This window comes from Streptomyces sp. NPDC093260 (assembly GCF_040683715.1).
Classification (GTDB): Bacteria; Actinomycetota; Actinomycetes; order Streptomycetales; family Streptomycetaceae; genus Streptomyces; species Streptomyces sennicomposti.
In genome coordinates, this window is record NZ_JBFBEK010000002.1 from 16,837 (window position 1) to 40,290 (window position 23,454).

Sequence of the window (23,454 nt, forward strand, 5' to 3'; positions counted from 1 at the left end):
CGGGCCGGGGCGGCGGCTCCCGCCGCGCGGCGGCCGGGGCCCGTCGGGCGCCCCGTACGGCCGGCGGTGCCTGCCGAGTGCCCCGCGCGGGTCATCGGGTATCCCCCTGGCCGGCGTCCGGACCTTCGGCGTCCGGACCGTCACTGTCCGGACCGTCGAAGGCGGGACCGCCGGTGCCCGGGCCGCCGGTCGTGCCGTCGGCGAGGACCTCCAGCAGGTCCTCGGCCAGTTCGGGCTTGAGCAGGCCGGCGGCGAGGGCGCGGTCGGCGGTGGCGCGGGCCATCGCCAGATAGCCGGCGACGGTCTGCGGGGCGTACCGGCTCAGTTCGGCGACGTGCGCCGCGACCGTGCCCGCGTCACCGCGCGCGACAGGGCCGGTGAGGGCGGCGTCGCCGGAGCGCAGGGAGTTGTCCAGGGCGGCGCCGAGCAGCGGGCCGAGCATCCGGTCGGGGGCCTCGACACCGGCCTCGCGCAGCAGCTCCATGGCCTGCGCGACCAGCGTGACCAGGTGGTTGGCGCCCAGGGCGAGGGCCGCGTGGTACAGCGGGCGCCGGTCCTCGGCGATCCACTCCGGTTCGCCGCCCATCTCGATGACCAGGGCCTCGGCGGCCATGCGCAGCTCCTCGGGGGCGGTGACGCCGAAGGAGCAGCCGGCCAGCCGCTGCACGTCCACGGGGGTGCCGGTGAAGGTCATCGCCGGGTGCAGGGCCAGCGGCAGCGCACCCGCGCGCAGGGCGGGGTCGAGCACCTTCGCGCCGTACCGCCCGGAGGTGTGCACGAGCAGCTGGCCGGGGCGTACGGCGCCGGTCCCGGCGAGGCCCGCGACGAGGCCGGGCAGGGCGTCGTCGGGGACGGTCAGGAGCACCAGCTCGGCGCGGTCCAGGACCTCGGCGGGCGACACCAGGGGCACGTCGGGGAGCATCAGCTCGGCGCGCCGCCGGGAGGCGTCGGAGACGCCCGAGACGGCCACCGGACGGTGCCCGGCGAGCCGGAGGGACGCGGCGAGCGCGGGCCCTACCCGGCCGGCGCCGACGACGCCGACGGTGAGCCGCGCGGGGCGGTCCCTGGGATCTGGCTGTTGGCTGCTACTCACGCGACGGTGGCCTTCCCGTTCCAGTCCGCTCCGGGTACCGGACGATTTCTCGTCATGTTAACGCTATCGGGTTCGCGGGCGTCCGTCCGTCCACAGGCTGTGGGCTTCGGCACGCTGCGCGGGCGCGGAAACAAGGGTGCCCGCGCACGCCGGCGCGCGGGATGATCCGGGGTATGGACGACACGGCGGAGCAGGACCCCAGACAGGACGACCGGACGGCGGAGCGGCCTTCGGACGAGGAGCGGGGCAAGCGGCTCCGGGAGCAGCGGGTGGGCGCGTACCGGAGTGCGGAGCGGGTGCTCTCGCGCCCCGGGTTCCTCGGCACGCTCCGGGAGCGGATCGCGCTGCTGGACCGGGCGGCGGAGGTGTACGACCTCGACGAGGCGTCCGACATGTACGGCGGCGGGGTCGTCGCCGCCCTGGAGGAGAAGGTCGCCGGGCTGCTCGGCAAGGAGGCCGCCGTCTTCTTCCCGACCGGCACGATGGCGCAGCAGGTCGCCCTGCGCTGCTGGGCGGCCCGGACCGGCGACCCGGCCGTGGCGCTGCACGCCCTGTCCCACCCCGAGGTGCACGAACGGCACGCGCTGAGCCAGGTCGGCGGGCTGCGCCCGGTGCGGGTGACCGCGGAGCCCCGGCTGCCGACCGCCGCCGAGGTGCGCGGCCTGGACGAGCCGTTCGGGGCGCTGATGCTGGAGCTGCCGCTGCGGGACGCCGGTTTCCTCCTGCCCACCTGGGAGGAGCTGACCGAGCTGACCGAGGCGGCGCGCGAGCGCGAGGCGGTGGTGCACTTCGACGGCGCGCGCCTGTGGGAGTCCACCGTGCACTTCGGCCGTCCGCTGACGGAGATCGCGGACCTGGCCGACAGCGTCTACGTGTCGTTCTACAAGTCCCTCGGCGGCTACGGCGGCGCCGCCCTGGCCGGCCCCGCGGAACTGGCCGAGGAGGCCAGGGCCTGGCGGCACCGCTACGGCGGGGCGGTGTTCCAGCAGTTCCCGACGGCCCTGTCGGCGCTGATCGGCCTCGCCGAGGAGCTGCCCCGGCTGCCGGAGTACGTGCGGCACGCGCGCGTGGTGGCCGCCGCGCTGCGCGAGGGCTTCGCGGCGGCCGGCCCGCCCTGGGCGCGCGTGCACCCCGAGGTCCCGCACACCCACGAGTTCCAGGTCTGGCTGCCGTACGACCCGGACGTGGTCGCCAGGGCGGCGATCCGGACGGCCGAGGAGACCGGGACGATGCTGTTCGCCGGGGCCTGGGACCCCGGCGGCCCGGGACTGGCCCGCACCGAGGTCTCCGTGCGCTCGGCCGGTCTGGAGTGGTCGGCGGACGACGTACGGGCGGCGGCCGCCGAGTTCGCCGCCCGGCTGACGGAGGAGGCGGGGCGCGCGGGCGGCGCGTAGAGGGCGCTCGGAGCGGGGGTGAGGCGTCAGCGGAGCGGGTGCGGGTGCGTCCACCGGGACCACAGGGCCCGTAGCCGGCCGGCCCACGGCCGCCGTGGCCGACCGTGCGCGGGGCGGCCCGCCAGGACCGCACGGAACCGCCGGTACTCGCCGAGTTCGCGCACGACCTGCCAGTCGTCGCGGCCCGGAGCGGGCGGGAGCGGCTCGCCGTGCTGCCGGGCGCGGTACACGTCGAGGGCGTACTGCTGGGTGATGCTCATGCCGAAGCCTCTTCCGGAGGTGGAGGACGGGTGCCCGTGCGGACCGCGGGACCACGGGACGGCCGGTGCGCCGGGACCGTGGGCGCGGGTGGGCACGGGAAGCGGAGTCCGGGGGGCCTCACCGGCCGCCCCGCTGGTCCCAGCCTGCGCCGGTGGACCCGCCCGAGTCGCCCCGATTGACGGGGGTCGTCAATCGGGGCGGCGTTGTCAGTGGGGGCGTGCACCATGGGTCCATGAGCGTGCGCATCGACATCGCGGGGCTGCGGCCGGACCAGGTCGCCGTCGTGCCCTCACCCCTGGCCGAGCTGGGCATGGCGCTGCACACGCTGTCCGAGCCGCAGCACCACCCGGGGCTCCAGGGCTGGGTCACGGGCGTCACCGCCCGGCTCGACTCGCACCTGGCGGACCGGATGTGCGAGGCCGACTTCCTGTGGCGGACGACGTTCTCCGACCTGTTCCTGCCGTACGCGGGCATACCCGACGCCACCGCGCTGCCCGGTGCGACCCTCGCCGAGGACCTGGACCTGCTCGACAAGCTGTCCGACGTACAGTTCGTGGACGCGGCCCTGGAGTTCACCTGCGCCCTGCCCTACAGCCACCCCGGCCCGGGCCCGCTCGCCGACACGGCGCTGCGCCGCCGCGCCCTGGAGCTGGCCGCCGCGCGCGGGCCGCAGCAGGTGCGCTTCGCCGAGCGGCTGCTGGCCGATCCGCCGCGCATCCGGGCCTGGCTGCGGCAGTTCCTCACCGACTGCGACGAGGCCTTCTTCGCGGAGACCTGGTCCCGGCTGCGCCACCAGCTGGCCGCCGACGCCCGGCACAAGACGGAGCTGCTGCGGCACAAGGGGCTGGCGGAGGCGCTGGCCGCGGTGTCGCCCGCTCTGGCGCTGGACGACACGGCGGGCCGGATCACCGTCGACAAGCTCGGCGAGGGGCGTACGGCGACCAGGGCCGGCGGCCTGCTGCTGGTGCCGACCAGCCTCGGCCGGCCCCATCTGATGGTCCTGCACCGCTACGGCTGGCATCCCGTGCTGCACTACCCGATCGGCCCGGCGGAGCTGGCCGCGCCGCTCTCGGTGGAGCAGCTGACCCTGCGGATGTCCGCGCTGTCCCATCCGGTGCGGATGCGGCTGTGCCGGAGCCTGGCCCGCAGCGCGTTCACCACCAGCGAGCTGACCCACGCGCACGGCATGTCCGCGCCCGAGATATCCCGGCACCTGAGCGTGCTGAAGAAAGCGGGCCTGGTCACCACCCGGCGCCGCGGCCGGTACGTCTACCACCAGCTGGACGTGACGACGGTGGCCCGGCTGGGCAGCGACTTCCTGGAGAGCGTGCTGCGCTAGGGCCCTCTCGTACGGATCATGCCGGGCTCGCGGGCCCTGGCACCGCTCCCTGATCCGACCTGATCCAAGCGAAAGACCCTGGGGACGGCGCGGCCCGCGGTCAGCGGCCACCTGCGGCCGGCGACCGCGTTCAGTCGAACCTGATGTGCCGGATGCCCACGCCCGCCTGCCGCAGCCGGGTCCGCAGCGCGCCGTCCGTGTTGGGACGCAGGGTCAGCCCGGACAGGACCGCGATCCGCTCGGCGGTCCGCGGCACCGTCGAGTGGTCGGTCCACAGGTGCTCGGCGAACTCCGGTTCGGCGAGCCGCTGGAGGCAGTGGTCGAGCTGTTCCACGGCCCAGCTCTCCCCGGCCGGCCGGGGGGCGTTGCCGCTGGCGTACCGCAGAACGCGTCCGAAGCCGCGCTCGCGCAGCCGCCGCAGCACGGTCTCGCGCTGCGCGAGGAGGGTGAAGTGCCGTACGTCGTGGCCGCGTTCGCGCAGCAGGCCGACGGTCTCGGCGAAGTGACCGGGGTCGGTGACGGTCATCGGGACGATCACCTCGCCGTCGTGCCGGGCGACGACCTGATCGAGGACCTCGGTCACGCCCTGCCGCCAGGCGGCCAGCTCACGGAAGTCACCGCGCAGTTCCGGCGGGAACATCCGGCGCAGCCCGAAGCCGGCGTGCTCGGGATCGCAGATCACGCTGCCCGGCAGCCGGCGCCGCAGCTCGTGCGCGGTCTGCGTCTTGCCGCCCCCGAAGGGGCCGTTGATCCACAGCAGCATGCGGGCGACTGTAGACCCTGGCGGCCACGCGCGCCCCCGCTGAGGCACGGCCGGGCGCACCGGCCTCCGCGCTTCCGGGCGCACCGGCTTCGGCCGGCAGGGCACCCGGCGTCAGCGGGCTCGGCGCCTCAGCCGCGGCCGCCCGCGCGGACGAGCCCCGTCTCGTAGGCGAGGACCACGACCTGCACCCGGTCGCGCAGGCCGAGCTTGGTCAGGATGCGGCCCACGTGCGTCTTCACGGTGGCTTCCGACAGCACCAGCCGGGCAGCGATCTCGCCGTTCGACAGGCCCTGCGCGACCAGGGTCATCACCTCGCGCTCGCGCTCGGTGAGCCGCTGGAGCTCCTTGTGCTGCGGGCCCTGCCCGGCGGTGGGCAGCATCGGCGCGAACCGGTCGAGCAGCCGGCGGGTGGTGGACGGCGCGACGACCGCGTCGCCGCTGTGCACGGCGCGGATCGCGGTGAGCAGATCGCCGGGCGGCACGTCCTTGAGCATGAAGCCGGAGGCACCCGCCTTCAGCCCGGAGAAGGCGTACTCGTCCAGGTCGAAGGTGGTCAGGATCAGCACCTTGGGCGGGTTCGGCCCGGCACAGACGCGGCGGGTGGTCTCCACCCCGTCCAACTTTGGCATGCGCACGTCCATGAGCACCACGTCGACGGGGGTCTCCCGCAGCACCTGGAGGGCCTCGACGCCGTCGCCCGCCTCGGCGACGACCTCCATGTCCGGCTGGGCGGCGAGCACCATGCCGAATCCGGTGCGCAGCAGCACCTGGTCGTCCACGAGCATCACGCGGATCGTCATCGGGGTCCTCTTCCGTCTTCCGTCGGGAACGTGACAGGTGTCAACAGGCAGCGTGCGGTGGCGGTCAGTGCGCCGGTTTGAGCGGCAGCAGGGCGCTGATGCGGAAGCCTCCGCCCGGGCGCGGGCCCGCGTCCAGCGTGCCGCCGACCATACCGACCCGCTCCCGCATGCCGATCAGGCCGTGCCCCTGCCCGTCGACGCCGCCGTCCTCGTACAGCTCGTGCGGGGCGCCCTTGCCGTCGTCCTCGACGAGCAGGCCGAGGCCGTCGTCGAAGTACACCAGGCGCACGCTGGCACCGGCGTTCGGTCCCCCGTGCTTGCGCGTGTTGGTGAGCGCCTCCTGCACGATCCGGTACGCGGTCAGCTCGACGCCGCTGGGCAGCGGGCGCGGGGTGCCCTCGATCCGGAAGTCGACCGGCAGACCGGATTCCCGGCACTGCTCGACCAGGTCCTCGATCTGCTCGACGTCGGGCTGCGGGACGTACTCGCCGCCCTCCTGGTGCTCGCCGGTGCGCAGCACGCCCAGCAGGCGGCGCATCTCGGCCAGCGCCTGACGGCCGGTGGAGGAGATCGTCTCCAGGGCCTTCTTCGCCTGGTCGGGGGCGGCGTCGAGGACGTAGGCGGCGCCGTCGGCCTGCACCACCATCACCGAGACGTTGTGCGCGACCACGTCGTGCAGTTCGCGCGCGATCCGGGCGCGCTCGGCGGCGACCGCGACCTGCGCCTGCGCCTCGCGCTCCTTCTCCAGCCGGGCCGCGCGCTCCTCCAGCTGCGCGAAGTAGGCGCGCCGGGTGCGCATGGAGTCGCCGAGCACCCAGGCCAGCGCGAACGGCACCGTCTGGAAGACGGCCAGCGCGATCTGGCCCCAGGCGCTCGCCCGCTCCTCCGGCCAGCGGATCTGCGCCAGGGTCGCCGCGCACATCCCGCCGGCCAGCGCGAACCGGGAGGCCCACCGGGCGCCGATCGCCGCGACCGTGTAGACGATCACCAGCATGGCGAAGTCGGCGACCAGCGTCTCGACGTTCCCGATCAGCTGCGCCAAGCCGGCCGCCGCCGCGAGCAGCACCATCTTCTCCGGCATCCGGCGGCGCAGCGCGACGGTCAGGCACAGGACGACGGACACCGCCAGCGCGGGACCGAGCGATCCGTAGTGGTGCGGCGTCCTGTCGACGGCCACCGCGCTCACGCTGGAGAGCCCGAGCAGGACAAGGGCCCAGAAGCCGTCGACCCACATCGGGTGTCTGCGGAGGAAGTCATAGAGACGCTGCACGTAACCCAGAGTAGGGACACCGGATAGGTGCAGGGGTCAACCGGAGGGGCGATCCCCGCCCGCCCCTCGTACTCCCCAAGGTGGAGGCAGTGATCAGTTGTCCGCCTACGCTGACGACGTGGCGAACGACACTGCGGACGAGGGCGGTCCGGCGGCCGGGACGGCCAGTGGGGCCGGTGGCGCCGGTGGGGCCGGCGGAGGCGGGGCCGGTGGGACCGCCGGCGAGTGGCTCGGCTGGCGGGCGGCGGCGCGGGACGCGCTGTACGGGCCCGACGGCTTCTACCGGCGGCCCGAGGGCCCGGCGGGACACTTCCGTACGTCCGTGCACGCCTCGCCGCTGTTCGCGACGGCCGTGGCACGGCTGCTGTGCCGGGTGGACGAGGCGCTGGGACGGCCCGCGCGGCTCGACTTCGTGGACATGGCGGCCGGGCGGGGCGAGCTGGCCGCCGGAGTGCTCGGCGCGCTGCCCGCCGAGGTGGCCGCACGCGCACGCGTGCACGCCGTCGAGATCGCCGGCCGCCCGCACGGCCTCGACGACCGGATCGCCTGGCTGCCCGAGCCCCCGGACGGGGCCACCGGGCTGCTGTTCGCCAACGAGTGGCTGGACAACGTCCCGGTCGAGGTCGCCGAGGTGGACCCCGAGGGCGTCCCCCGGTACGTGCTCGTACGGCGCGACGGCGCCGAACGGCTCGGGGAGCCGGTCGGCGGGGCGGAGGCGGCTTGGCTGGCGCGGTGGTGGCCGCTGCCGGGCGAACCGGGCCTGCGCGCGGAGATCGGGCTGCCCCGGGACACCGCCTGGGCGAGCGCCGTGTCCCGGCTGCGGCGCGGCCTCGCGGTCGCCGTCGACTACGCGCACACCGCCGCGCACCGGCCGCCCTTCGGGACGCTCACCGGGTTCCGGGAGGGGCGCGAGACGGCGCCCGTGCCCGACGGGTCCTGCGACCTCACGGCGCACGTCGCCCTGGACGCGTGCGCCGCCGCCGGCCCCGCCCCGGCGCGCGCCCGCGTGCTGACCCAGCGCGCGGCCCTGCACGCGCTCGGCATCACCGGCGCACGCCCCCCGCTCACGCTCGCCTCCAGCGACCCCGCGCGGTATGTGCGCGCCCTCGCGCGTGCCGGGCAGGCCGCCGAGCTGACCGCGCCCGGGGGGCTCGGCGACTTCGGCTGGCTGCTCCAGCCGGCCGGACCGGCGGACCCGGACCTCCTGGAGCTGCGGGACCTGCTCCCGGACGCGCCGGGCCTACTTGTCGATGTCCCCGACCACGAAGAACATTGAGCCGAGGATCGCCACCATGTCCGCCACCAGCGTCCCCGGCAGCAGCTCGGCCAGGGCCTGGATGTTGTTGTACGACGCGGACCGCAGCTTCAGCCGGTACGGCGTCTTCTCGCCCTTGCTGACCAGGTAGTAGCCGTTGATGCCGAGCGGGTTCTCGGTCCAGGCGTAGGTGTGCCCCTCGGGCGCCTTGAGGACCTTGGGCAGCCGCTGGTTGACCGGGCCCGGCGGCAGCTCGGCGAGCCGGTCCAGACACGCGTCGGCGAGGTCGAGCGCGTTGTGCGTCTGCTCCAGCAGGCACTCGAAGCGGGCCAGGCAGTCGCCCTCCTGCCGGGTGACCACCTTCAGGACGTCGCCCAGCTCCCCGTACGCGAGGTACGGCTCGTCGCGCCGCAGGTCGAAGTCGACGCCGGAGGCGCGCGCGATCGGCCCGCTCACACCGTAGGCGTGCACAGCGCGCGGCGAGAGCGCGCCCACGCCCCGGGTGCGCCCCCGGAAGATCTCGTTGCCGAGCACCAGGTCGTCGAAGACGTCCATCCGGGAGCGCACGGCGGCGACGGCGGCACGCGCGCGCGTGGACCAGCCCGCCGGGAGGTCCTCCTTGAGGCCGCCGACCCGGTTGAACATGTAGTGCATCCGGCCGCCGGAGACCTCCTCCATCACGTTCTGGAGGACCTCGCGCTCCCGGAAGGCGTAGAAGACCGGGGTGATGCCGCCCAGCTCCAGCGGATAGGAGCCGAGGAACATCAGGTGGTTGAGGACCCGGTTCAGCTCCGCGAGCAGGGTCCGCGTCCACACCGCGCGCTCGGGGACCTCCATGCCGAGCATCCGCTCCACGGCCAGGACCACGCCCAGCTCGTTGGAGAACGCCGACAGCCAGTCGTGGCGGTTGGCCAGCATGATGATCTGCCGGTAGTCACGCGCCTCGAACAGTTTCTCCGCGCCGCGGTGCATGTAGCCGATCACCGGCTCCGCGCGCGTGATGCGCTCGCCGTCCAGCACCAGCTTCAGCCGCAGCACACCGTGCGTGGAGGGATGCTGGGGGCCGATGTTGAGCACCATGTCGGTGCTCTCCGCGGCGCCGCCGACCCCGACCGTGGTCTCCGTCCTGGGAGTCATGGGCCCAGTTTCCCCTACGTACGCTTGCCCCATGGAAACGGGGAGCCTGGAAGAGGGCATGACGGCGGGGGGCGAGCCGGTGTGGACCGCACTGCGGCCCGGCCTGCTGCGGATGAGACGGCTGTTGCTGGTGGTGTGGCTGGGGCTGATCGCCGTGGCCGTGGGAGTCGTGCTCGGGCTGACCGCCGGGCCGCTCTGGTCGGCGTTCGCGCTGCTGCCGGTGGCCGTGGCGGTGTGGGGCTGGCGGGTGCTGGGGCGCAACTGGCGCTCCTGGCGGTACGCCGAGCGCGCCGACGACCTGCTGATCACCCGGGGTGTGCTGTGGCACGAGGAGACCGTCGTGCCGTACGGGCGGATGCAGCTGGTCGAGGTGACCTCCGGGCCGGTGGAACGGCGCTTCGGGCTGGCCACCGTACAGCTGCACACGGCCGCCGCCGCGACCGACGCGACCATCCCCGGCCTGGACCCGGCCGAGGCCGAACGTCTGCGCGACCGGCTCACCGAGCTGGGCGAGGCACGATCGGCGGGACTGTGACGGCGGCGCACGACGGGGCGGCCCCGGACGACGGGGCGGCCCCGGACGACGGGACGATCCCTGACGACGGTGCGGCCCCGGACGAGCACGCCGCGAAAGACCCGGTCGCGGTCGGCGTGACCGAGCGGCGGCTGCATCCCGTCACCCCGCTGCGGCGGGCCTGGGCGCCGGTCACCGTCCTCGCCGGCTGGGCCGTGCACGACCCCGACCAGGCGCAGCGGCAGCTGACCCGGCTGACGACGACCACGCTGCTGATCGGGATCGCGGTGCTGATTCCGGCCGCCGCGCTGTACGGCTTCCTGTCCTGGTGGTTCACGCACTACGCGGTCACCGACTCCGAACTGCGCATCCGCACCGGCCTGTTGTTCCGGCGCACCGCGCACATCCGGCTGGAGCGCATCCAGGCCGTCGACGTCACCCGGCCGCTGCTCGCCCGGGTCGCGGGCGTGGCCAAGCTGAAGCTGGACGTCATAGGGGCCGACAAGAAGGACGAACTCGCCTTCCTCGGCGAGGAGGACGCCCGCGCGCTGCGCGCCGAACTGCTCGCCCGCGCCGCCGGGTTCGCGCCCGAGACCGCGCAGGCGGTGGGCGAGGCGCCCGCGCGGGAGCTGGTCCGGGTCCCCGCGCGCGTGATCGCCGTCTCGCTGCTGCTGATCGGCGCGACCTGGGGCTCGCTGCTGACGGCCGTCGTGGTGCCGCCGCTGCTGTGGCTGGCCACCCACAGCCTGTGGACGGTGCTCGCCGCCGCCGTGCCACTGCTCGGCGGGGCCGTGACCAGCAGCGTCGGGCGCTTCCTCGGCGCCTACGACTGGACGCTGAGCGAGTCGCCCGACGGGCTGCGCATCGACCGCGGCCTCCTGGACCGCACCCACGAGACGATCCCGCCCGGCCGGGTGCAGACCGTACGGATCGTGGAGCCGCTGCTGTGGCGGCGGCGCGGCTGGGTCCGGGTCGAACTGGACGTGGCCGGGTCCTCGAACTCGGTACTGCTGCCGGTCGCGCCGCGCGAGATCGCCGAGGCGGTGGTCGCCCGGGTGCTGCCCGGGGTGACGGTGCCCGAGGACACCGCGCTGGCCCGGCCGCCACGACGCGCCCGGTGGTGCGTGCCGGTGTGGTGGCGGGGGCACGGGATCGCCGTGACCGACACGGTGTTCGCCGCCCGGCACGGGTTGCTGCGCCGCCGGCTCGCCCTGGTGCCGCACGCGAAGGTGCAGAGCGTACGGCTCACCCAGGGGCCGTGGCTGCGGGCGTGGCGGGTCGCCGACGTGCACGTGGACACCGGGGCGGACAAGACGGTCACGGCCCGTCTGCGGGACGCCGAGGAGGCGGCCCGCCTCCTCCACGACCAGGCCGACCACTCCCGCACGGGCCGCCGCCGCGCCACCCCGGACCGCTGGATGACGAAGGACACCTCGGGGGCGACGGAGCAGGGCCGCTCCGGGGCGTCGCAGCGGGGCTGAGGGGAGCCGCCGGGCCGACGGGAACACCGTCCGGCCCGGCGGAGACCGCCGGGAGCGGCCGAGCCTCGCCTCCGACGGGAGCGGCGCGGGGGTGGAGCGTCACTGGGCGCGGGACCATCGCCGGGTGCGGTCCCGCACGGCTGAGCGGTGCGTCCGGCGGGAGCGGCGCCGGGCGCGGGCCGGTCACCACCACGCGCGGCACACCGCCGGGTGCGGTCGCACGCGGCCGAGCGTCGCCTCCGGCGGGGAGCGCGGCCGGTTACGTCGCGCACGGCCCAGCGTGGTCTCCAGCGGGGAGCGCCGCCGGGTGCGGTCACGTGCGGCCGAGCGTCGCCTCCAGCGGGGCGGCGGGGGTGGAGTGGGCGCGGACCGTCAACGGAGGGCGCGGACCGTGGTGGCTGAGCGCCGGAGCCCCGGGGCTGCTCCCAGGCGGGGCGCGCCGCCTCGGCGGGGCCGCCGCCGGCCGGCGGAGAAGCTGCCGCGCGGCGTAGTGCCGGAGCGAGACGCGAGGCGGCGCGAGACGCGGCGTGCAGTGGTGAGGGGCGCGGCACTCGTGTGCCGCGCCCCTCATGTCCTGCCGCCCGCCCGCGGGCCGTGTCCCGCTGTCAGGACGCGGCGCTCCGCAGGTTCTGTACGTCGATCTGCTCCGTCTCGTCGTGCGCCGTCAGGTCGATGACCTGGCCCACGGCGTGTGTCCCGGCGCCGGCCGGACGGTACTGCGACTCGGCCTCGGCCTTGTGCAGGGCCAGGGCCTCCTGGCCCACGACGTCCGCCAGGTCCTCGTTCTGCACGGCCTCCAGCGCGGCGGGCGGCGCGCCCTTCTTCGTGCCGAAGAAGTCGAACCCGCCTTCGACCACCGGGCGCCGTACGGGCGCGGGCGGCACCACGGCCACGGCGGTCGGCACGGTGAAGTGGCCCGCGGGCCGCCGCGCGGGGCTGCCGCCCGTCTGCGGCACGGCCGCGTCGGCGGCCTCGCCCGCCCGGCCGGCCCGCTCCTCGGCCGGTGCGGCGGCGGTCGGCTCGTGCCCGTCGGCCGTTTCGGGCCGCCCCTCGGCCGCCTCCGCGGCGGCGTTGTCGCCCCGCGCGGGGGGTGCCTCGGCATCGATGTCGGCCCCGGGGGCGGCAGTCACCCCGGCGGGCGCAGCGCCGGTCGGCACGGTGGGCGCCTCGGGTGCGGCAGGGGCCGCGTCCTCGTCCGCCTCGGCGGCGGTCTCGGCGCTCTCGGTACCCGCGTCGTCGACCGCCTCGGCCACCGGCTCCGCCTCCGCGGCGTCCGACGGCTCGGGAACCGTACCCGGCGCGGGCTCCTCGTCCTTCGCCAACCGCGCCAGCGCGGCCCCCGCCGCCCGGAACAGCTCGGAGCCCTTGGGCGAGAACACGGCGGGAGCCACGCCCGCCGGCTTCCCGGTCGCCTCGGCCGGGGCGTCGGCAGCCACCGCCGACGCGTCGGGCGCCGCGGACGTACCGGACGCGGCGACCGCCGTAGCCGCCCCGGGAGCAGCGACCCCGGCCGCGGGCTCCGTGACCGCGCCAGGCGTCCCGGGCGCCACCGGCGCCGCGGGCAGGGCCCGGGCGTCCGGCGCCGCCTCGATCTCCAGCAGGCGGCGGCCCTCCAGAGCGCTCGCCCGCTCGGTCTCCGCCGTGGCGTACCGCCGCAGCAGCGCCGCGTGCTCGTTGCGCAGGCCCGCGAGTTCGGTCCGCTTGGCCCGCAGCTTCTGTTCGAGCCGGACGCGCAACTCCCGCGACTCCTCGAGGTCGGACTCGAGTTCGGCGACCCGTTCCTCGAAGCGCCACTCGTCGCTCGCCCGCGCGCGCGTGAGGTCGGCGACCTGACGGCCCGCCTGGGCGTCCCAGCGGCGCATGACGAACGCGCCGCCGACCGCCGTCACCGCGGCCGCCGCCGCGAGGGACCGCAGCAGGGCGGGCGCGGTGAACACCCAGGGACCCAGGGCGCAGACGAGGGAGACGCCGGCGATCGCCGAGGGCGGCAACAGCCTGTGCAAAGGAGGGGAATGGCGGTGACGTCCACGTGGCATGGCCAGAAACTTACCGCGCGTAGGCGAAACATGGGCGCCCGCCCCGCAAAAAGGCGGCCATACCGAAATCTTCACCGGACATGAGGAGTTCCGCCTCCACTACCGCTTCCACCGATCCCGGGCGGACGCCGGACTTCCCGCCTCGCACACGCCCGGCATACGGTCCGGCGGCCTGCCCGAGTTCCCCCCGAGTTCCGCTGCTTTTCCCGTCGCGAACTCTTGCAAGATCATTTTCAGTGCTCGGCCAGCCGCTGGCTCAGCCACTCCAGCGTCCCCGGGATCTCGCGCTTCCAGGTGTTGAAGTTGTGGCCGCCGCTGTCGAGGATGATCGACGAGATACGGGTCTTGTCCGTCGCCCTGACCGCGTCGATGAACTTCAGGGTGTTCTTGTAGTCCTTCTCGCCCTGCCGGCTGCTGGTGACGAGCAGCGAAGTGTCGGGCGCCGGCAGGTGCTTGACGGCCCACATCAGGTCGGCGCGATTCTTCAGATTCTCCTGGCCGTGGAAGAGATCGCCCGTCGTCGGGTCGATCGGCGCCTTGAAGTACGGCGACAGTCCCGCGCCCGCCGCGTACACCTCCGGATGGTGCATGGCGAGCTTCAACGCGCAGTAACCGCCCGTGGAGTCACCGACGATGCCCCAGCTGCTGCCCCGGTTGCCGACCCGGTAGTGGGCGTGCACGGCGTCGGGCAGGTCCTTGGCGAAGAACGACTCGGTCTGCGGCCCGCCCGGGATGTCCACGCACTCCGTGTCGCGCGGCGGCGCCACGGTCGGTCGCAGCATCACCAGGATCATCGGCTGCATCCGGCCCTTCTTGGCCAGGCTCTGCGCCGTGCGCGGATAGTCGAGCTTGCTGATCAGCGCCTGGGCGGTGCCCGGGTAGCCGGTGAGGACGACGGTCGCCGGGAACGTGCGCGTGCGGTACTGCGGCTGGAAGTACTCCGGCGGCAGGTATATGAACGCGGGCGAAGCGATGTGGGTCGTACGGCCCACGATGTCCACCTTCTGGATCTGGCCCGTCAGTTGGGGCCGGGTCCCGTTCGCCGCCTGCACCTGCTGGGTGCCGACCACCTGGAGCGGGCCGGCGGCGCCGCCGTTCGGGGCGTGGTCCATGACGACGCCCTGGTCGGTCTCCTGCCCGAACAGGTCCGCCCAGCTGGCGTAGAAGCCGAAGGCCTGGTTGGCGGCGAGCCCGACGCAGGCGAAGATCGCCGTCTGGGTGGCCAGCAGGATGCCGACGCGCCCGCTGACGGCCAGCCAGTTGCGACGGGCCAGACGTGGCCACAGCCACACCGTGGCGACGAACAGCAGTACGGCGAACACGACCGCCAGTACCAGCACCTTCTTGCTCGTGAGACCCATGGGCGCTCTTTCCTGCCTCTGCTCCGCGCCCTGGGCCGGCCCCCGCCTCTCGGCGCGGACTTGCCCCGGGCTTTCCCCGGACTTGGACCGGGATTTCCGTCGGGGAGTGAACCTCTCTCCCCTGGACACCGTCCTAGAGGGCGCAATGTCACCGGATGCCCGATCGGCACCGGGTCCAAGGTCTCTCGCAGAACTACGGGATGCGATGTCTGTCAGGGTAGATGGGGAAATGTCGGACGGGGTTCCGAGCCGCTCGGGTCGGGTGCGACGCGTACTCCGCGGCCCCCGCCCGGAGGCCGTCCCCGTGCTCATCGGCAGGGCCTGTGCGCTCGTCGGCCTCCTCGACATCGCCGCGGCCGTCTTCCCGCGCTTCCGGCACAGCCGGATGCACGCCATGGTCGAGGTGCTGCCGGGGTCGTTCGGACCGTTCGTCGCGGCGCTCTCGCTCAGCGCGGGCGTCCTGCTGCTGCTGCTCGCGCACGGCCTGAAGCGGCGCAAGCGGCGGGCCTGGCGGGCCGCCGTGGTGCTGCTCCCGGCGGGCGCCGCGGCCGAGTTCGGCTACCGGCACTCCGTCATCGGCGCCGTCATCTCGCTCGCGCTGCTGGCGCCGCTGGTGATGCACCGCAAGGAGTTCTCGGCCCTGCCCGACCCGCGCAGCAGGTGGCGGGCGCTGACCAACTTCGTGCTGATGAGCGCCGGTTCGGTGGCGCTGGGCATGCTGATCGTCAGCACCCACCCGCACCGCGTGGTCGGCGACCCCAGCCTGGCCGACCGGCTGACCCACGTCCTGTACGGCCTGGTCGGCTTCGAGGGGCCCGTCGACTACCAGGGCAACACCTCCTGGACGGTCGCCTACTCCCTCGGCGCCCTCGGCTGGATCACCGCGGTCACCACCGCCTACCTCGCCTTCCGCCCCGAGCACCCGGCCGCCCGGCTGTCGGAGGAGGACGAGGGGAAGCTGCGGGCGCTGCTGGCCAAACACGGCCGCCGCGACTCGCTCGGCCACTTCGCGCTGCGCCGCGACAAGGCGGTCGTCTTCTCCCCCAGCGGCAAGGCCGCGGTGACCTACCGCGTCGTCTCCGGCGTGATGCTCGCCAGCGGCGACCCGATCGGCGACGTCGAGGCCTGGCCCGGCGCCATCGAGCGCTTCATGGACGAGGCCAAGGCCCACTCCTGGACGCCCGCCGTGGTGGGCTGCTCCGAGACCGGCGGCGAGGTGTGGACCCGCGAGACCGGGCTGGACGCGCTGGAACTCGGCGACGAGGCGGTGGTCGACGTCGCGGATTTCTCGCTCGCCGGACGCGCGATGCGCAACGTCCGCCAGATGGTCAAGCGCATCGAGCGGGCCGGCTACGAAACCCGCGTACGGCGCATCCGTGACCTCGGCGACGCCGAGCTGGAGCGGATCCGGCGGGCCGCCGAGGACTGGCGCGGCACCGACACCGAGCGTGGCTTCTCCATGGCGCTCGGCCGGATCGGCGACCCCTCCGACGGGGACTGCCTGATAGCGACCGCGCACAAGCAGGACGACGCGGCCGGCGAGTACGGCGACCTGAAAGCGATCATCCACTTCGTGCCCTGGGGCAAGGACGGCGCGTCCCTGGAGCTGATGCGGCGCGACCGCTCGGCCGACCCCGGCATGAACGAACTGCTGATCGTCGCCACGCTCCAGGCCGCCCCGAAGCTCGGCATCGAACGGATCTCACTGAACTTCGCGATGTTCCGCTCCGCGCTGGCGCGCGGCGAGAAGATCGGCGCGGGTCCGGTGCTGCGGGCCTGGCGCGGACTGCTGGTGTTCCTGTCGCGCTGGTTCCAGATCGAGTCGCTGTACAAGTTCAACGCCAAGTTCCAGCCCCGCTGGGAGCCGCGGTACATCGTCTACCGCGCCTCCTCGGACCTGCCGCGGATCGGCTTCGCCACCATGCAGGCGGAGGGCTTCGTCAACCTCGCGCTGCCGCTGCCCCGCTTCCTGCGCCGCCGCCGGACCGCCGAACGCCCGTGCGCGCACACGGTCGCGGAACGGGACATGCGCGCGGCGTGACCCGGTCCCCGGCCGGTCCGGCGCTCCCCCCGGCGGGTCGTCGGGGGGAGGGTCCGCGGGTCGGGCCGGGGGCAACTTGTCTCGCTTTCTGGCCCTAGGCTGAACGTATGAGCAACCACAGCGGGCGCGGGCGAGTCGCGGGCCTTCCGGCATGGGACCGCTGCGCGGTCATGGGGGTGGTGAACGTGACCCCCGACTCCTTCTCCGACGGCGGCCGCTGGTTCGACACGACCACCGCCGTCAAGCACGGTCTCGACCTGGTCGCGCAGGGCGCCGACCTGGTGGACGTCGGCGGCGAGTCCACCCGCCCGGGCGCCACCCGGGTGGACGAGGCCGAGGAGCTGCGGCGGGTCGTCCCGGTCGTCCGCGGCCTCGCCGCCGAGGGCGTCACCGTCTCGGTCGACACCATGCGCGCCCGCGTCGCCGAGCAGGCCCTCGCCGCCGGCGCTGCCCTCGTCAACGACGTCAGCGGCGGCCTCGCCGACCCCGACATGATCCCCGTGGTCGCGGCCGCCGGCGCGCCGTTCGTCGTCATGCACTGGCGCGGCTTCCTGGCGGGCGGCAACGTCCGGGGCGTCTACGCCGACGTCGTCACCGAGGTCGCCGACGAACTCCACGCGCGCGTGGCGGCCGTTCTGGAGGGCGGTGTCGCCTCCGACCGCGTCGTCGTCGACCCGGGCCTCGGCTTCTCCAAGGACGCCGAGCACGACCTCGCTCTCCTGGCCCGCCTCGACCGGCTGCTGGGGCTCGGCCACCCGGTGCTGGTCGCCGCCTCCCGCAAGCGGTTCCTCGGCCGGGTGCTGGCCGGTCCGGAGGGCGCGCCGCCGCCCGCGCGGGAGCGCGACGCCGCCACCGCCGCCGTCTCCGCGCTCGCGGCGCACGCGGGCGCGTGGGCGGTGCGCGTGCACGAGGTACGCGCCACCGCCGACGCCGTACGGGTCGCCCGCGCCGTGGAGCAGGCCCGGGCCGCCGCCCCGGCCGACACCGCGCCCGGCGACGGCACGCCCGGCGGCACCGCGTCCGCCGCGGCCCCCGCGCGCTCGGCCGAAGGAGCCCGGTGAGCGCGCCCCACACCGACGTCGAACAGGTCGAGGCCGCCAACACCGCCTACTACGAGTCACTGGAGCGGGGTGACTTCGAGGAGCTGACCTCGCTCTGGCTCACCCCCTCCGACCTGGGCGTCGACGAGGAGTACCACGACCCGGCCGACGCCGGTGTGATCTCCTGCGTGCACCCGGGCTGGCCGGCGCTCACCGGCCGCGGCGAGGTGCTGCGGTCATACGCGCTGATCATGGCGAACACCGACTACATCCAGTTCTTCCTGACCGACGTGCACGTCTCCGTCACCGGCGACACGGCCCTGGTGACCTGCACGGAGAACATCCTCAGCGGCGGCCCCGCCCCCGAGGGCGGCGACGAGCTGGGGCCGCTGGTCGGGCAGCTCGTGGTCGCCACCAACGTGTTCCGGCGCACCCCGCTCGGCTGGAAGCTCTGGTCCCACCACGCCTCGCCGGTTCTGGCCGAAAACGGCGGCGACGAGGACGACGACACCCCCGCCTGAGTGGGTAGGGGCAACGCGAGAAGGACGGCGGACGCCACGAGTGGCCGGAATCACGACCACGGGGACCCGAGACGGCCCGCCGACCGCGAGCAGGTGGTTCCGCCAGGGGAAACGTCCGGTGAACCTCTCGCGGTCCGGGCGCCGCACCCGTCCCCGCAGCCCGGTGCTGTCGGTGCCCGCGGGTAGATTCGTCCGAGACCGGTGTGCCGCCCGCACGCGGCACGAACCGGCCGTCACCGACGACTGCAGGAGTGATTCGCGTGGATCGTGTCGCGCTGCGCGGCCTGAAGGCCCGCGGGCACCACGGAGTGTTCCCCAAGGAGCGTGAGGAGGGCCAGACCTTCCTCGTCGACCTCGTCCTGGGTGTGGACACCCGGCCGGCCGCGGCCGACGACGACCTGGCGAAGACCGTGCACTACGGCATCGTGGCCGAGGAGGTCGTGGCCGTGGTGGAGGGCGAGCCGGTGAACCTGATCGAGACGCTCGCCGAGCGCATCGCCCAGGTCTGTCTGAAGCACGAGGGAGTGGAACAGGTCGAGGTCTGCGTCCACAAGCCGGACGCCCCGATCACCGTTCCCTTCGACGACGTGACCGTCACCATCACCCGGAGCCGAGTATGACCCGACCGTTCCTCCAGGGTCACAGCGACCCGACCGTCCAGCCGGTGCCCGCCTCGGTCGTCGAGCAGGTCGACGCCGCCGACACCACCCTCAGCAACCCGAAACGGGCCGTCATCTCCCTCGGCTCCAACCTCGGCAACCGCCTGGAGACCCTCCAGGGCGCCGTCGACGCCCTGGAGGACACGCCCGGCGTGCGCATCAAGGCGGTCTCCCCCGTCTACGAGACCGAACCGTGGGGCGTCGAGCCCGGCTCCCAGCCGTCGTACTTCAACGCGGTGGTGGTCCTGAAGACGACGCTGCCGCCGTCCTCCCTGCTGGAGCGCGCCCACGCCATCGAGGAGGCGTTCAACCGGGTGCGGGACGAGCGGTGGGGGCCGCGCACGATCGACGTCGACATCGTCGCCTACGCCGACGTCGTCTCCGACGACCCGCGGCTGACGCTGCCGCACCCGCGCGCCCACGAGCGGGCCTTCGTCCTCGCCCCGTGGCACGACGTGGACCCCGAGGCGCAGCTCCCGGGCCGCGGGCCGGTCTCCGGGCTGCTGGCCTCCGTCACCCGTGCGGGCGTCGAACCGCGCGCGGACCTGGAACTCAGGCTGCCCGAGTAGTCGTTAAGGTCTAGACGACGTACGGCCGCGGCCGGGCCCGGCGAGCGGGTCCGGCCCGGGGGCCGCCCACGCCCGACCACGGTCCGGGGGAGCTGAAGGGACACCGTGAAAGAGCTGCGCATCAGGGTGCTGGTCGGCGTGTTCGTCGTGGCGGGGGTGCTGTCGTGGGCGGCCGCCCGGTTGTGGAACTCGGTGGGGACGCTGCCGAGCGTGCCGGTGGCCGCGCCCATCGTCCTCGGTCTGATCGCCGTCGTCCTGCTCTCCACGGCGCTGTCGCTGCGCGCCCGGCTCAAGGCGCAGCGCGAGCGGCGGCCCGACGCCAAGGGCGTGGAGCCGCTCATGGCGGCCCGCGCGGTGGTGTTCGGCCAGGCCAGCGCCCTGGTGGCCGCGCTGGTCGCCGGGATGTACGGCGGCACCGGCGTCGTCCTGCTGGAACTCCTCGACATCCCTGCCCGCCGCGACCAGGCCATCTACGCGGCGTTCTCGGTCCTGGCCGGTCTCGCGGTGATAGCGGCGGCCCTCTTCCTCGAAAGGGTGTGCAAGCTCCCCGAGGACGACGACCAGAACCACGACAACGCCCAGCCGGCGGCGTGACGGCGCACCAGGGCGCCCGCGCCCGCATGGACGGACGAGGCGCCCGGCGGGGCAGGGCCGCCCACGCGCCGTCAGGCAGGCGGACACGGCGCCCGGCCCGCCCCCCGGCGGAGCCGGGCGGTACGCGGGCCTCGCGGTGGGTGAGGCCGTCCAGCCGGACGCCCGGCGCGGCGAGGGACCACGCGCGAGTTCGCGGACGAGGCGGGAGCGCCCCGGGCGCGCCCGGCGGGGCAGGGACACCCGCGGGCCGCCAGGCTGCGCGGGGGCGCGCAGCCGGGTGCCTGGAGTCTGGCCGAGCACGCGTGCCCGCCGCCGCGGTGAGGCCGCCCGCGGCGGGTGCGGCATGGTGGTGCGGCCGGGCGGGCGAGGGCGGCCGTGGGATCGGGCCGGCTTCGCCGGGGCGCGTCAGCGCGCCATGATCAGGCTCATGGCCTCGTTGCGGGTCGCCGCGTCGCGGAGCTGGCCGCGGACCGCCGAGGTGATGGTCTTCGCGCCGGGCTTGCGGATGCCGCGCATGGACATGCACATGTGCTCGCACTCCACGACCACGATGACGCCGCGCGGCTCCAGGATCTCCATCAGCGAGTCCGCGATCTGCGTGGTGAGTCGTTCCTGCACCTGCGGGCGGCGGGCGTAGACGTCGACCAGCCGGGCCAGCTTGGACAGGCCCGTGATCTTTCCGCTGGCGGACGGGATGTACCCGACGTGGGCGACGCCGCGGAACGGCACGAGGTGGTGCTCGCAGGTGGAGAACACCTCGATGTCCTTCACCAGCACCATCTCGTCGTGCCCCAGGTCGAACGTCGTCGTCAGCACGTCCTCGGGCTTCTGCCGCAGCCCCGCGAATATCTCCCGGTACGCCCGCGCCACGCGTGCGGGGGTGTCGAGCAGGCCCTCGCGGTCCGGGTCCTCGCCGACCGCGATGAGCAGCTCGCGCACGGCGTTCTCGGCGCGCTTCTCGTCGAACTCGCCGATGGTGCCCTCGCCGTCCAGCGTGACGGGGTCGGTCATCTGAAGCCTCGTTCCTGTGTGTCTCATCAGCGGACATGCGAAATGCCGCGCCCCCCAGGCTAGAACCAGGGGGACGCGGCATCCATTCCGGGGCCGGGGCGGCTCGCGCCGCCCCGGTCGCGTTGCGGTCAGCTCTCCGGGCGGTCCTCCGGCGTCTGCTCCGTGGCCGGGGCGGACTCCACCGCCGTCGACTTCACGGTGCTGATCGCCGCCGCCGAGCCGTTCGCGCCGTTCGTCAGGGCCAGCTCCTTGGGGGAGAGCACCGGCGGGCGGGTGGACGGCGTACGGCGCGAGGAGCCGGTCCAGGCGGGCCGCGGCGGACGCTTCACGATGGGCGCGAAGATCTCCGCGATCTCCTCCTTGCCCAGGGTCTCCTTCTCCAGGAGCGCCAGGACGAGGTTGTCGAGGACGTCACGGTTCTCGACCAGGATCTCCCAGGCCTCGTTGTGCGCGTTCTCGATGAGCTTCTTGACTTCCTCGTCCACCAGCGCGGCGACCTCTTCCGAGTAGTCGCGCTGGTGGGCCATCTCGCGGCCGAGGAACGGCTCGGTGTTGTCGCCGCCGAACTTGATGGCGCCGAGCCGCTCGGTCATGCCGTACTGGGTGACCATCGCGCGGGCCGTGGCGGTGGCCTTCTCGATGTCGTTGGCCGCGCCCGTGGTCGGGTCGTGGAAGACCAGTTCCTCGGCCGCCCGGCCGCCCAGCATGTAGGCGAGCTGGTCGAGCATCTCGTTGCGCGTGGTGGAGTACTTGTCCTCGTCCGGCAGGACCATCGTGTAGCCGAGGGCACGGCCGCGGGACAGGATCGTGATCTTGTGGACCGGGTCGGAGTTCGGCGAGGCCGCCGCGACCAGGGCGTGACCGCCCTCGTGGTACGCGGTGATCTTCTTCTCCTTGTCCGACATGATCCGGGTCCGCTTCTGCGGGCCCGCGACCACGCGGTCGATCGCCTCGTCCAGCATCTTGTTGTCGATCAGCTTCTGGTCGCTGCGGGCCGTCAGGAGCGCGGCCTCGTTCAGGACGTTGGACAGATCGGCGCCGGTGAAGCCGGGGGTGCGGCGGGCGACGGCGGCCAGGTCGACGTCGGGTGCGACCGGCTTGCCCTTCTGGTGGACCTTCAGGATCTCGAGCCGCCCCTGCATGTCGGGACGGTCGACCGCGATCTGGCGGTCGAAGCGGCCCGGGCGCAGCAGCGCGGGGTCGAGGATGTCCGGCCGGTTGGTGGCGGCGATCAGGATGACGCCGCCCTTCACGTCGAAGCCGTCCATCTCCACGAGCAGCTGGTTCAGGGTCTGCTCGCGCTCGTCGTGACCGCCGCCGAGACCGGCGCCGCGGTGACGGCCGACCGCGTCGATCTCGTCGACGAAGACGATCGCCGGGGCGTTCGCCTTGGCCTGCTCGAACAGGTCGCGGACCCGGGAGGCGCCGACGCCGACGAACATCTCGACGAAGTCGGAACCGGAGATCGAGTAGAACGGCACGCCCGCCTCGCCCGCGACGGCGCGCGCGAGCAGGGTCTTGCCGGTGCCGGGCGGGCCGTAGAGCAGCACGCCCTTGGGGATCTTGGCGCCGACGGCCTGGAACTTGGCCGGCTCCTGGAGGAACTCCTTGATCTCGTGCAGTTCCTCGACGGCCTCGTCCGCGCCGGCGACGTCCGCGAACGTCGTCTTCGGGGTGTCCTTGGTGATGAGCTTGGCCTTGGACTTGCCGAAGTTCATGACCCGGGAGCCGCCGCCCTGCATCTGATTCATCAGGAACAGGAAGACGACGACGATGAGGACGAAGGGCAGCAGGGACAGCAGGACGCCGACGAAGGCGTTCTGCTTGGTCGGCGAGACCGTGTAGCCCTTCGGGATCTGCTTGTCCTGGAACTTGGTCTGCAGCGTGTTGGCGATGGTCACGCCCTGGTCGCCGATGTAGCTCGCCTGGATCTTCGAGCTGCCGTCGACCTTCTGGCCGTCCTTGAGCTCGACCTTGATGGTCTGCTCGTCGCCGGTGGTCAGCTTGGCCTGCTGGACCCGGTTGTCATTGATCGCCGCTACGACCTGGCCTGTGTCCACCGTCTTGTAGCCGCCGGACGAGCCGACGACCTGCATCAACACGACCACGGCAAGGACGGCCAGCACGATCCACATGACCGGCCCACGGAAGTATCGCTTCACGTCCATCCATACGGAGCGGTGCCGCCCCGTCCCTCCTGCCATAGTGAGTTTGATAAGACAGTTCTTCTGACGGTACCCCAGCATTGTGGCTCGAAGCCGCACGGGAGAGCCGGCGTCCCCGTCTGCATGCTCCAACGGTTCCGGTGCCGCCGG

General features: G+C 73.9%; 21 protein-coding genes. 11 read left to right on the plus strand and 10 right to left on the minus strand.

The window, feature by feature from the left end; translation table 11 throughout:
- Positions 1-91: 91 nt before the first annotated feature.
- Positions 92-1,093, minus strand: coding sequence for a DUF2520 domain-containing protein (locus AB0N63_RS02325; protein WP_365522959.1), 1,002 nt, complete (start codon positions 1,091-1,093; stop codon positions 92-94).
- Between the two features lie 173 nt (positions 1,094-1,266).
- On the opposite strand from AB0N63_RS02325, the gene AB0N63_RS02330 reads away from it, so the two are divergent.
- Positions 1,267-2,487, plus strand: coding sequence for an aminotransferase class I/II-fold pyridoxal phosphate-dependent enzyme (locus AB0N63_RS02330; protein ID WP_365522961.1), 1,221 nt, complete (start codon positions 1,267-1,269; stop codon positions 2,485-2,487).
- 26 nt (positions 2,488-2,513) lie between these two features.
- On the opposite strand, the gene AB0N63_RS02335 is transcribed toward AB0N63_RS02330, so the two are convergent.
- Positions 2,514-2,747, minus strand: coding sequence for a hypothetical protein (locus AB0N63_RS02335; RefSeq protein WP_365522964.1), 234 nt, complete (start codon positions 2,745-2,747; stop codon positions 2,514-2,516).
- Between the two features lie 233 nt (positions 2,748-2,980).
- Here AB0N63_RS02335 and AB0N63_RS02340 point away from each other — a divergent pair, with 233 nt between their 5' ends.
- Positions 2,981-4,087 carry a DUF5937 family protein gene (locus AB0N63_RS02340; protein WP_365522967.1) on the plus strand — a complete coding sequence of 369 codons (1,107 nt, stop codon included), beginning with the start codon at positions 2,981-2,983 and terminating at the stop codon, positions 4,085-4,087.
- Positions 4,088-4,217: 130 nt separating this feature from the next.
- Here the strand turns inward: AB0N63_RS02340 and AB0N63_RS02345 are convergent, their stop codons facing one another.
- From AB0N63_RS02345 to AB0N63_RS02355, 3 genes are all read right to left on the minus strand, one after another.
- On the minus strand, positions 4,218-4,850 hold the full coding sequence (locus AB0N63_RS02345; RefSeq protein ID WP_365522969.1) for an AAA family ATPase: 633 nt from the start codon (positions 4,848-4,850) through the stop codon (positions 4,218-4,220).
- A gap of 128 nt (positions 4,851-4,978) precedes the next feature.
- On the minus strand, positions 4,979-5,650 hold the full coding sequence (locus AB0N63_RS02350) for a response regulator transcription factor (RefSeq protein ID WP_365522972.1): 672 nt from the start codon (positions 5,648-5,650) through the stop codon (positions 4,979-4,981).
- A gap of 64 nt (positions 5,651-5,714) precedes the next feature.
- Positions 5,715-6,920, minus strand: a complete 1,206-nt coding sequence (locus tag AB0N63_RS02355; protein ID WP_365522975.1) for a sensor histidine kinase — start codon at positions 6,918-6,920, stop codon at positions 5,715-5,717.
- 259 nt (positions 6,921-7,179) lie between these two features.
- Between AB0N63_RS02355 and AB0N63_RS02360 the strand changes: the two genes are divergently transcribed.
- Positions 7,180-8,196, plus strand: a complete 1,017-nt coding sequence (locus AB0N63_RS02360; RefSeq protein WP_365523777.1) for an SAM-dependent methyltransferase — start codon at positions 7,180-7,182, stop codon at positions 8,194-8,196.
- On the opposite strand, the gene AB0N63_RS02365 is transcribed toward AB0N63_RS02360, so the two are convergent.
- A complete protein-coding gene (locus AB0N63_RS02365; RefSeq protein ID WP_365522978.1) occupies positions 8,161-9,312 on the minus strand; it encodes an NADH-quinone oxidoreductase subunit D in 1,152 nt (383 codons plus the stop codon). The two genes, AB0N63_RS02360 and AB0N63_RS02365, sit on opposite strands and share 36 nt — an antisense overlap.
- A gap of 31 nt (positions 9,313-9,343) precedes the next feature.
- On the opposite strand from AB0N63_RS02365, the gene AB0N63_RS02370 reads away from it, so the two are divergent.
- Entirely contained in the window at positions 9,344-9,847 is a 504-nt protein-coding gene (locus AB0N63_RS02370; RefSeq protein WP_365522980.1) for a PH domain-containing protein, read from the plus strand.
- Positions 9,848-9,963: 116 nt separating this feature from the next.
- Positions 9,964-11,307, plus strand: a complete 1,344-nt coding sequence (locus AB0N63_RS02375) for a PH domain-containing protein (RefSeq protein WP_365523780.1) — start codon at positions 9,964-9,966, stop codon at positions 11,305-11,307.
- A 605-nt stretch (positions 11,308-11,912) separates the two neighbouring features.
- On the opposite strand, the gene AB0N63_RS02380 is transcribed toward AB0N63_RS02375, so the two are convergent.
- The gene (locus AB0N63_RS02380; RefSeq protein ID WP_365522983.1) at positions 11,913-13,310 is read right to left on the minus strand and encodes a hypothetical protein; all 1,398 of its coding nucleotides are present in this window, start codon (positions 13,308-13,310) and stop codon (positions 11,913-11,915) included.
- Between the two features lie 266 nt (positions 13,311-13,576).
- Positions 13,577-14,704 (minus strand): alpha/beta hydrolase-fold protein, encoded by a 1,128-nt coding sequence (locus tag AB0N63_RS02385; protein ID WP_365522986.1) that lies wholly within the window; start codon positions 14,702-14,704, stop codon positions 13,577-13,579.
- Positions 14,705-14,933: 229 nt separating this feature from the next.
- On the opposite strand from AB0N63_RS02385, the gene AB0N63_RS02390 reads away from it, so the two are divergent.
- The 6 genes from AB0N63_RS02390 (at position 14,934) to AB0N63_RS02415 (ending at position 20,128) form a co-directional block, all read left to right on the plus strand.
- On the plus strand, positions 14,934-16,745 hold the full coding sequence (locus tag AB0N63_RS02390; protein WP_365522989.1) for a phosphatidylglycerol lysyltransferase domain-containing protein: 1,812 nt from the start codon (positions 14,934-14,936) through the stop codon (positions 16,743-16,745).
- A 107-nt stretch (positions 16,746-16,852) separates the two neighbouring features.
- A complete protein-coding gene (gene folP / locus AB0N63_RS02395) occupies positions 16,853-17,806 on the plus strand; it encodes a dihydropteroate synthase (protein WP_365522992.1) in 954 nt (317 codons plus the stop codon).
- Positions 17,803-18,306 carry a nuclear transport factor 2 family protein gene (locus AB0N63_RS02400; protein WP_365522995.1) on the plus strand — a complete coding sequence of 168 codons (504 nt, stop codon included), beginning with the start codon at positions 17,803-17,805 and terminating at the stop codon, positions 18,304-18,306. The genes folP and AB0N63_RS02400 overlap by 4 nt, the downstream gene beginning before the upstream one ends.
- A gap of 260 nt (positions 18,307-18,566) precedes the next feature.
- Positions 18,567-18,926 carry a dihydroneopterin aldolase gene (gene folB / locus AB0N63_RS02405; RefSeq protein ID WP_019982532.1) on the plus strand — a complete coding sequence of 120 codons (360 nt, stop codon included), beginning with the start codon at positions 18,567-18,569 and terminating at the stop codon, positions 18,924-18,926.
- Positions 18,923-19,534, plus strand: a complete 612-nt coding sequence (gene folK / locus AB0N63_RS02410) for a 2-amino-4-hydroxy-6-hydroxymethyldihydropteridine diphosphokinase (RefSeq protein WP_365522998.1) — start codon at positions 18,923-18,925, stop codon at positions 19,532-19,534. Before folB ends, folK begins: the two co-directional genes overlap by 4 nt.
- Before the next feature lie 105 nt (positions 19,535-19,639).
- Positions 19,640-20,128 carry a DUF3180 domain-containing protein gene (locus AB0N63_RS02415; RefSeq protein WP_365523000.1) on the plus strand — a complete coding sequence of 163 codons (489 nt, stop codon included), beginning with the start codon at positions 19,640-19,642 and terminating at the stop codon, positions 20,126-20,128.
- Positions 20,129-20,533: 405 nt separating this feature from the next.
- Here the strand turns inward: AB0N63_RS02415 and folE are convergent, their stop codons facing one another.
- Positions 20,534-21,139 carry a GTP cyclohydrolase I FolE gene (gene folE, locus AB0N63_RS02420; protein WP_365523003.1) on the minus strand — a complete coding sequence of 202 codons (606 nt, stop codon included), beginning with the start codon at positions 21,137-21,139 and terminating at the stop codon, positions 20,534-20,536.
- A 128-nt stretch (positions 21,140-21,267) separates the two neighbouring features.
- Positions 21,268-23,307: an ATP-dependent zinc metalloprotease FtsH gene (gene ftsH / locus AB0N63_RS02425; RefSeq protein ID WP_365523005.1), complete on the minus strand. Its 2,040-nt coding sequence runs from the start codon at positions 23,305-23,307 to the stop codon at positions 21,268-21,270.
- Positions 23,308-23,454 lie beyond the last annotated feature (147 nt).

Bases quoted from the DNA above. Each gene is read 5' to 3' on its own strand.
- AB0N63_RS02340 (WP_365522967.1), top strand. From the start codon at position 2,981: ATGAGCGTGCGCATCGACATCGCGGGGCTGCGGCCGGACCAGGTCGCC.
- folK (WP_365522998.1), top strand. From the start codon at position 18,923: ATGACCCGACCGTTCCTCCAGGGTCACAGCGACCCGACCGTCCAGCCG.
- AB0N63_RS02335 (WP_365522964.1), bottom strand. From the start codon at position 2,747: ATGAGCATCACCCAGCAGTACGCCCTCGACGTGTACCGCGCCCGGCAG.
- folE (WP_365523003.1), bottom strand. From the start codon at position 21,139: ATGACCGACCCCGTCACGCTGGACGGCGAGGGCACCATCGGCGAGTTC.
- AB0N63_RS02390 (WP_365522989.1), top strand. From the start codon at position 14,934: ATGTCGGACGGGGTTCCGAGCCGCTCGGGTCGGGTGCGACGCGTACTC.
- AB0N63_RS02330 (WP_365522961.1), top strand. From the start codon at position 1,267: ATGGACGACACGGCGGAGCAGGACCCCAGACAGGACGACCGGACGGCG.
- AB0N63_RS02370 (WP_365522980.1), top strand. From the start codon at position 9,344: ATGGAAACGGGGAGCCTGGAAGAGGGCATGACGGCGGGGGGCGAGCCG.
- ftsH (WP_365523005.1), bottom strand. From the start codon at position 23,307: ATGGACGTGAAGCGATACTTCCGTGGGCCGGTCATGTGGATCGTGCTG.
- AB0N63_RS02365 (WP_365522978.1), bottom strand. From the start codon at position 9,312: ATGACTCCCAGGACGGAGACCACGGTCGGGGTCGGCGGCGCCGCGGAG.
- AB0N63_RS02345 (WP_365522969.1), bottom strand. From the start codon at position 4,850: ATGCTGCTGTGGATCAACGGCCCCTTCGGGGGCGGCAAGACGCAGACC.
- AB0N63_RS02385 (WP_365522986.1), bottom strand. From the start codon at position 14,704: ATGGGTCTCACGAGCAAGAAGGTGCTGGTACTGGCGGTCGTGTTCGCC.
- AB0N63_RS02350 (WP_365522972.1), bottom strand. From the start codon at position 5,650: ATGACGATCCGCGTGATGCTCGTGGACGACCAGGTGCTGCTGCGCACC.
- folP (WP_365522992.1), top strand. From the start codon at position 16,853: ATGAGCAACCACAGCGGGCGCGGGCGAGTCGCGGGCCTTCCGGCATGG.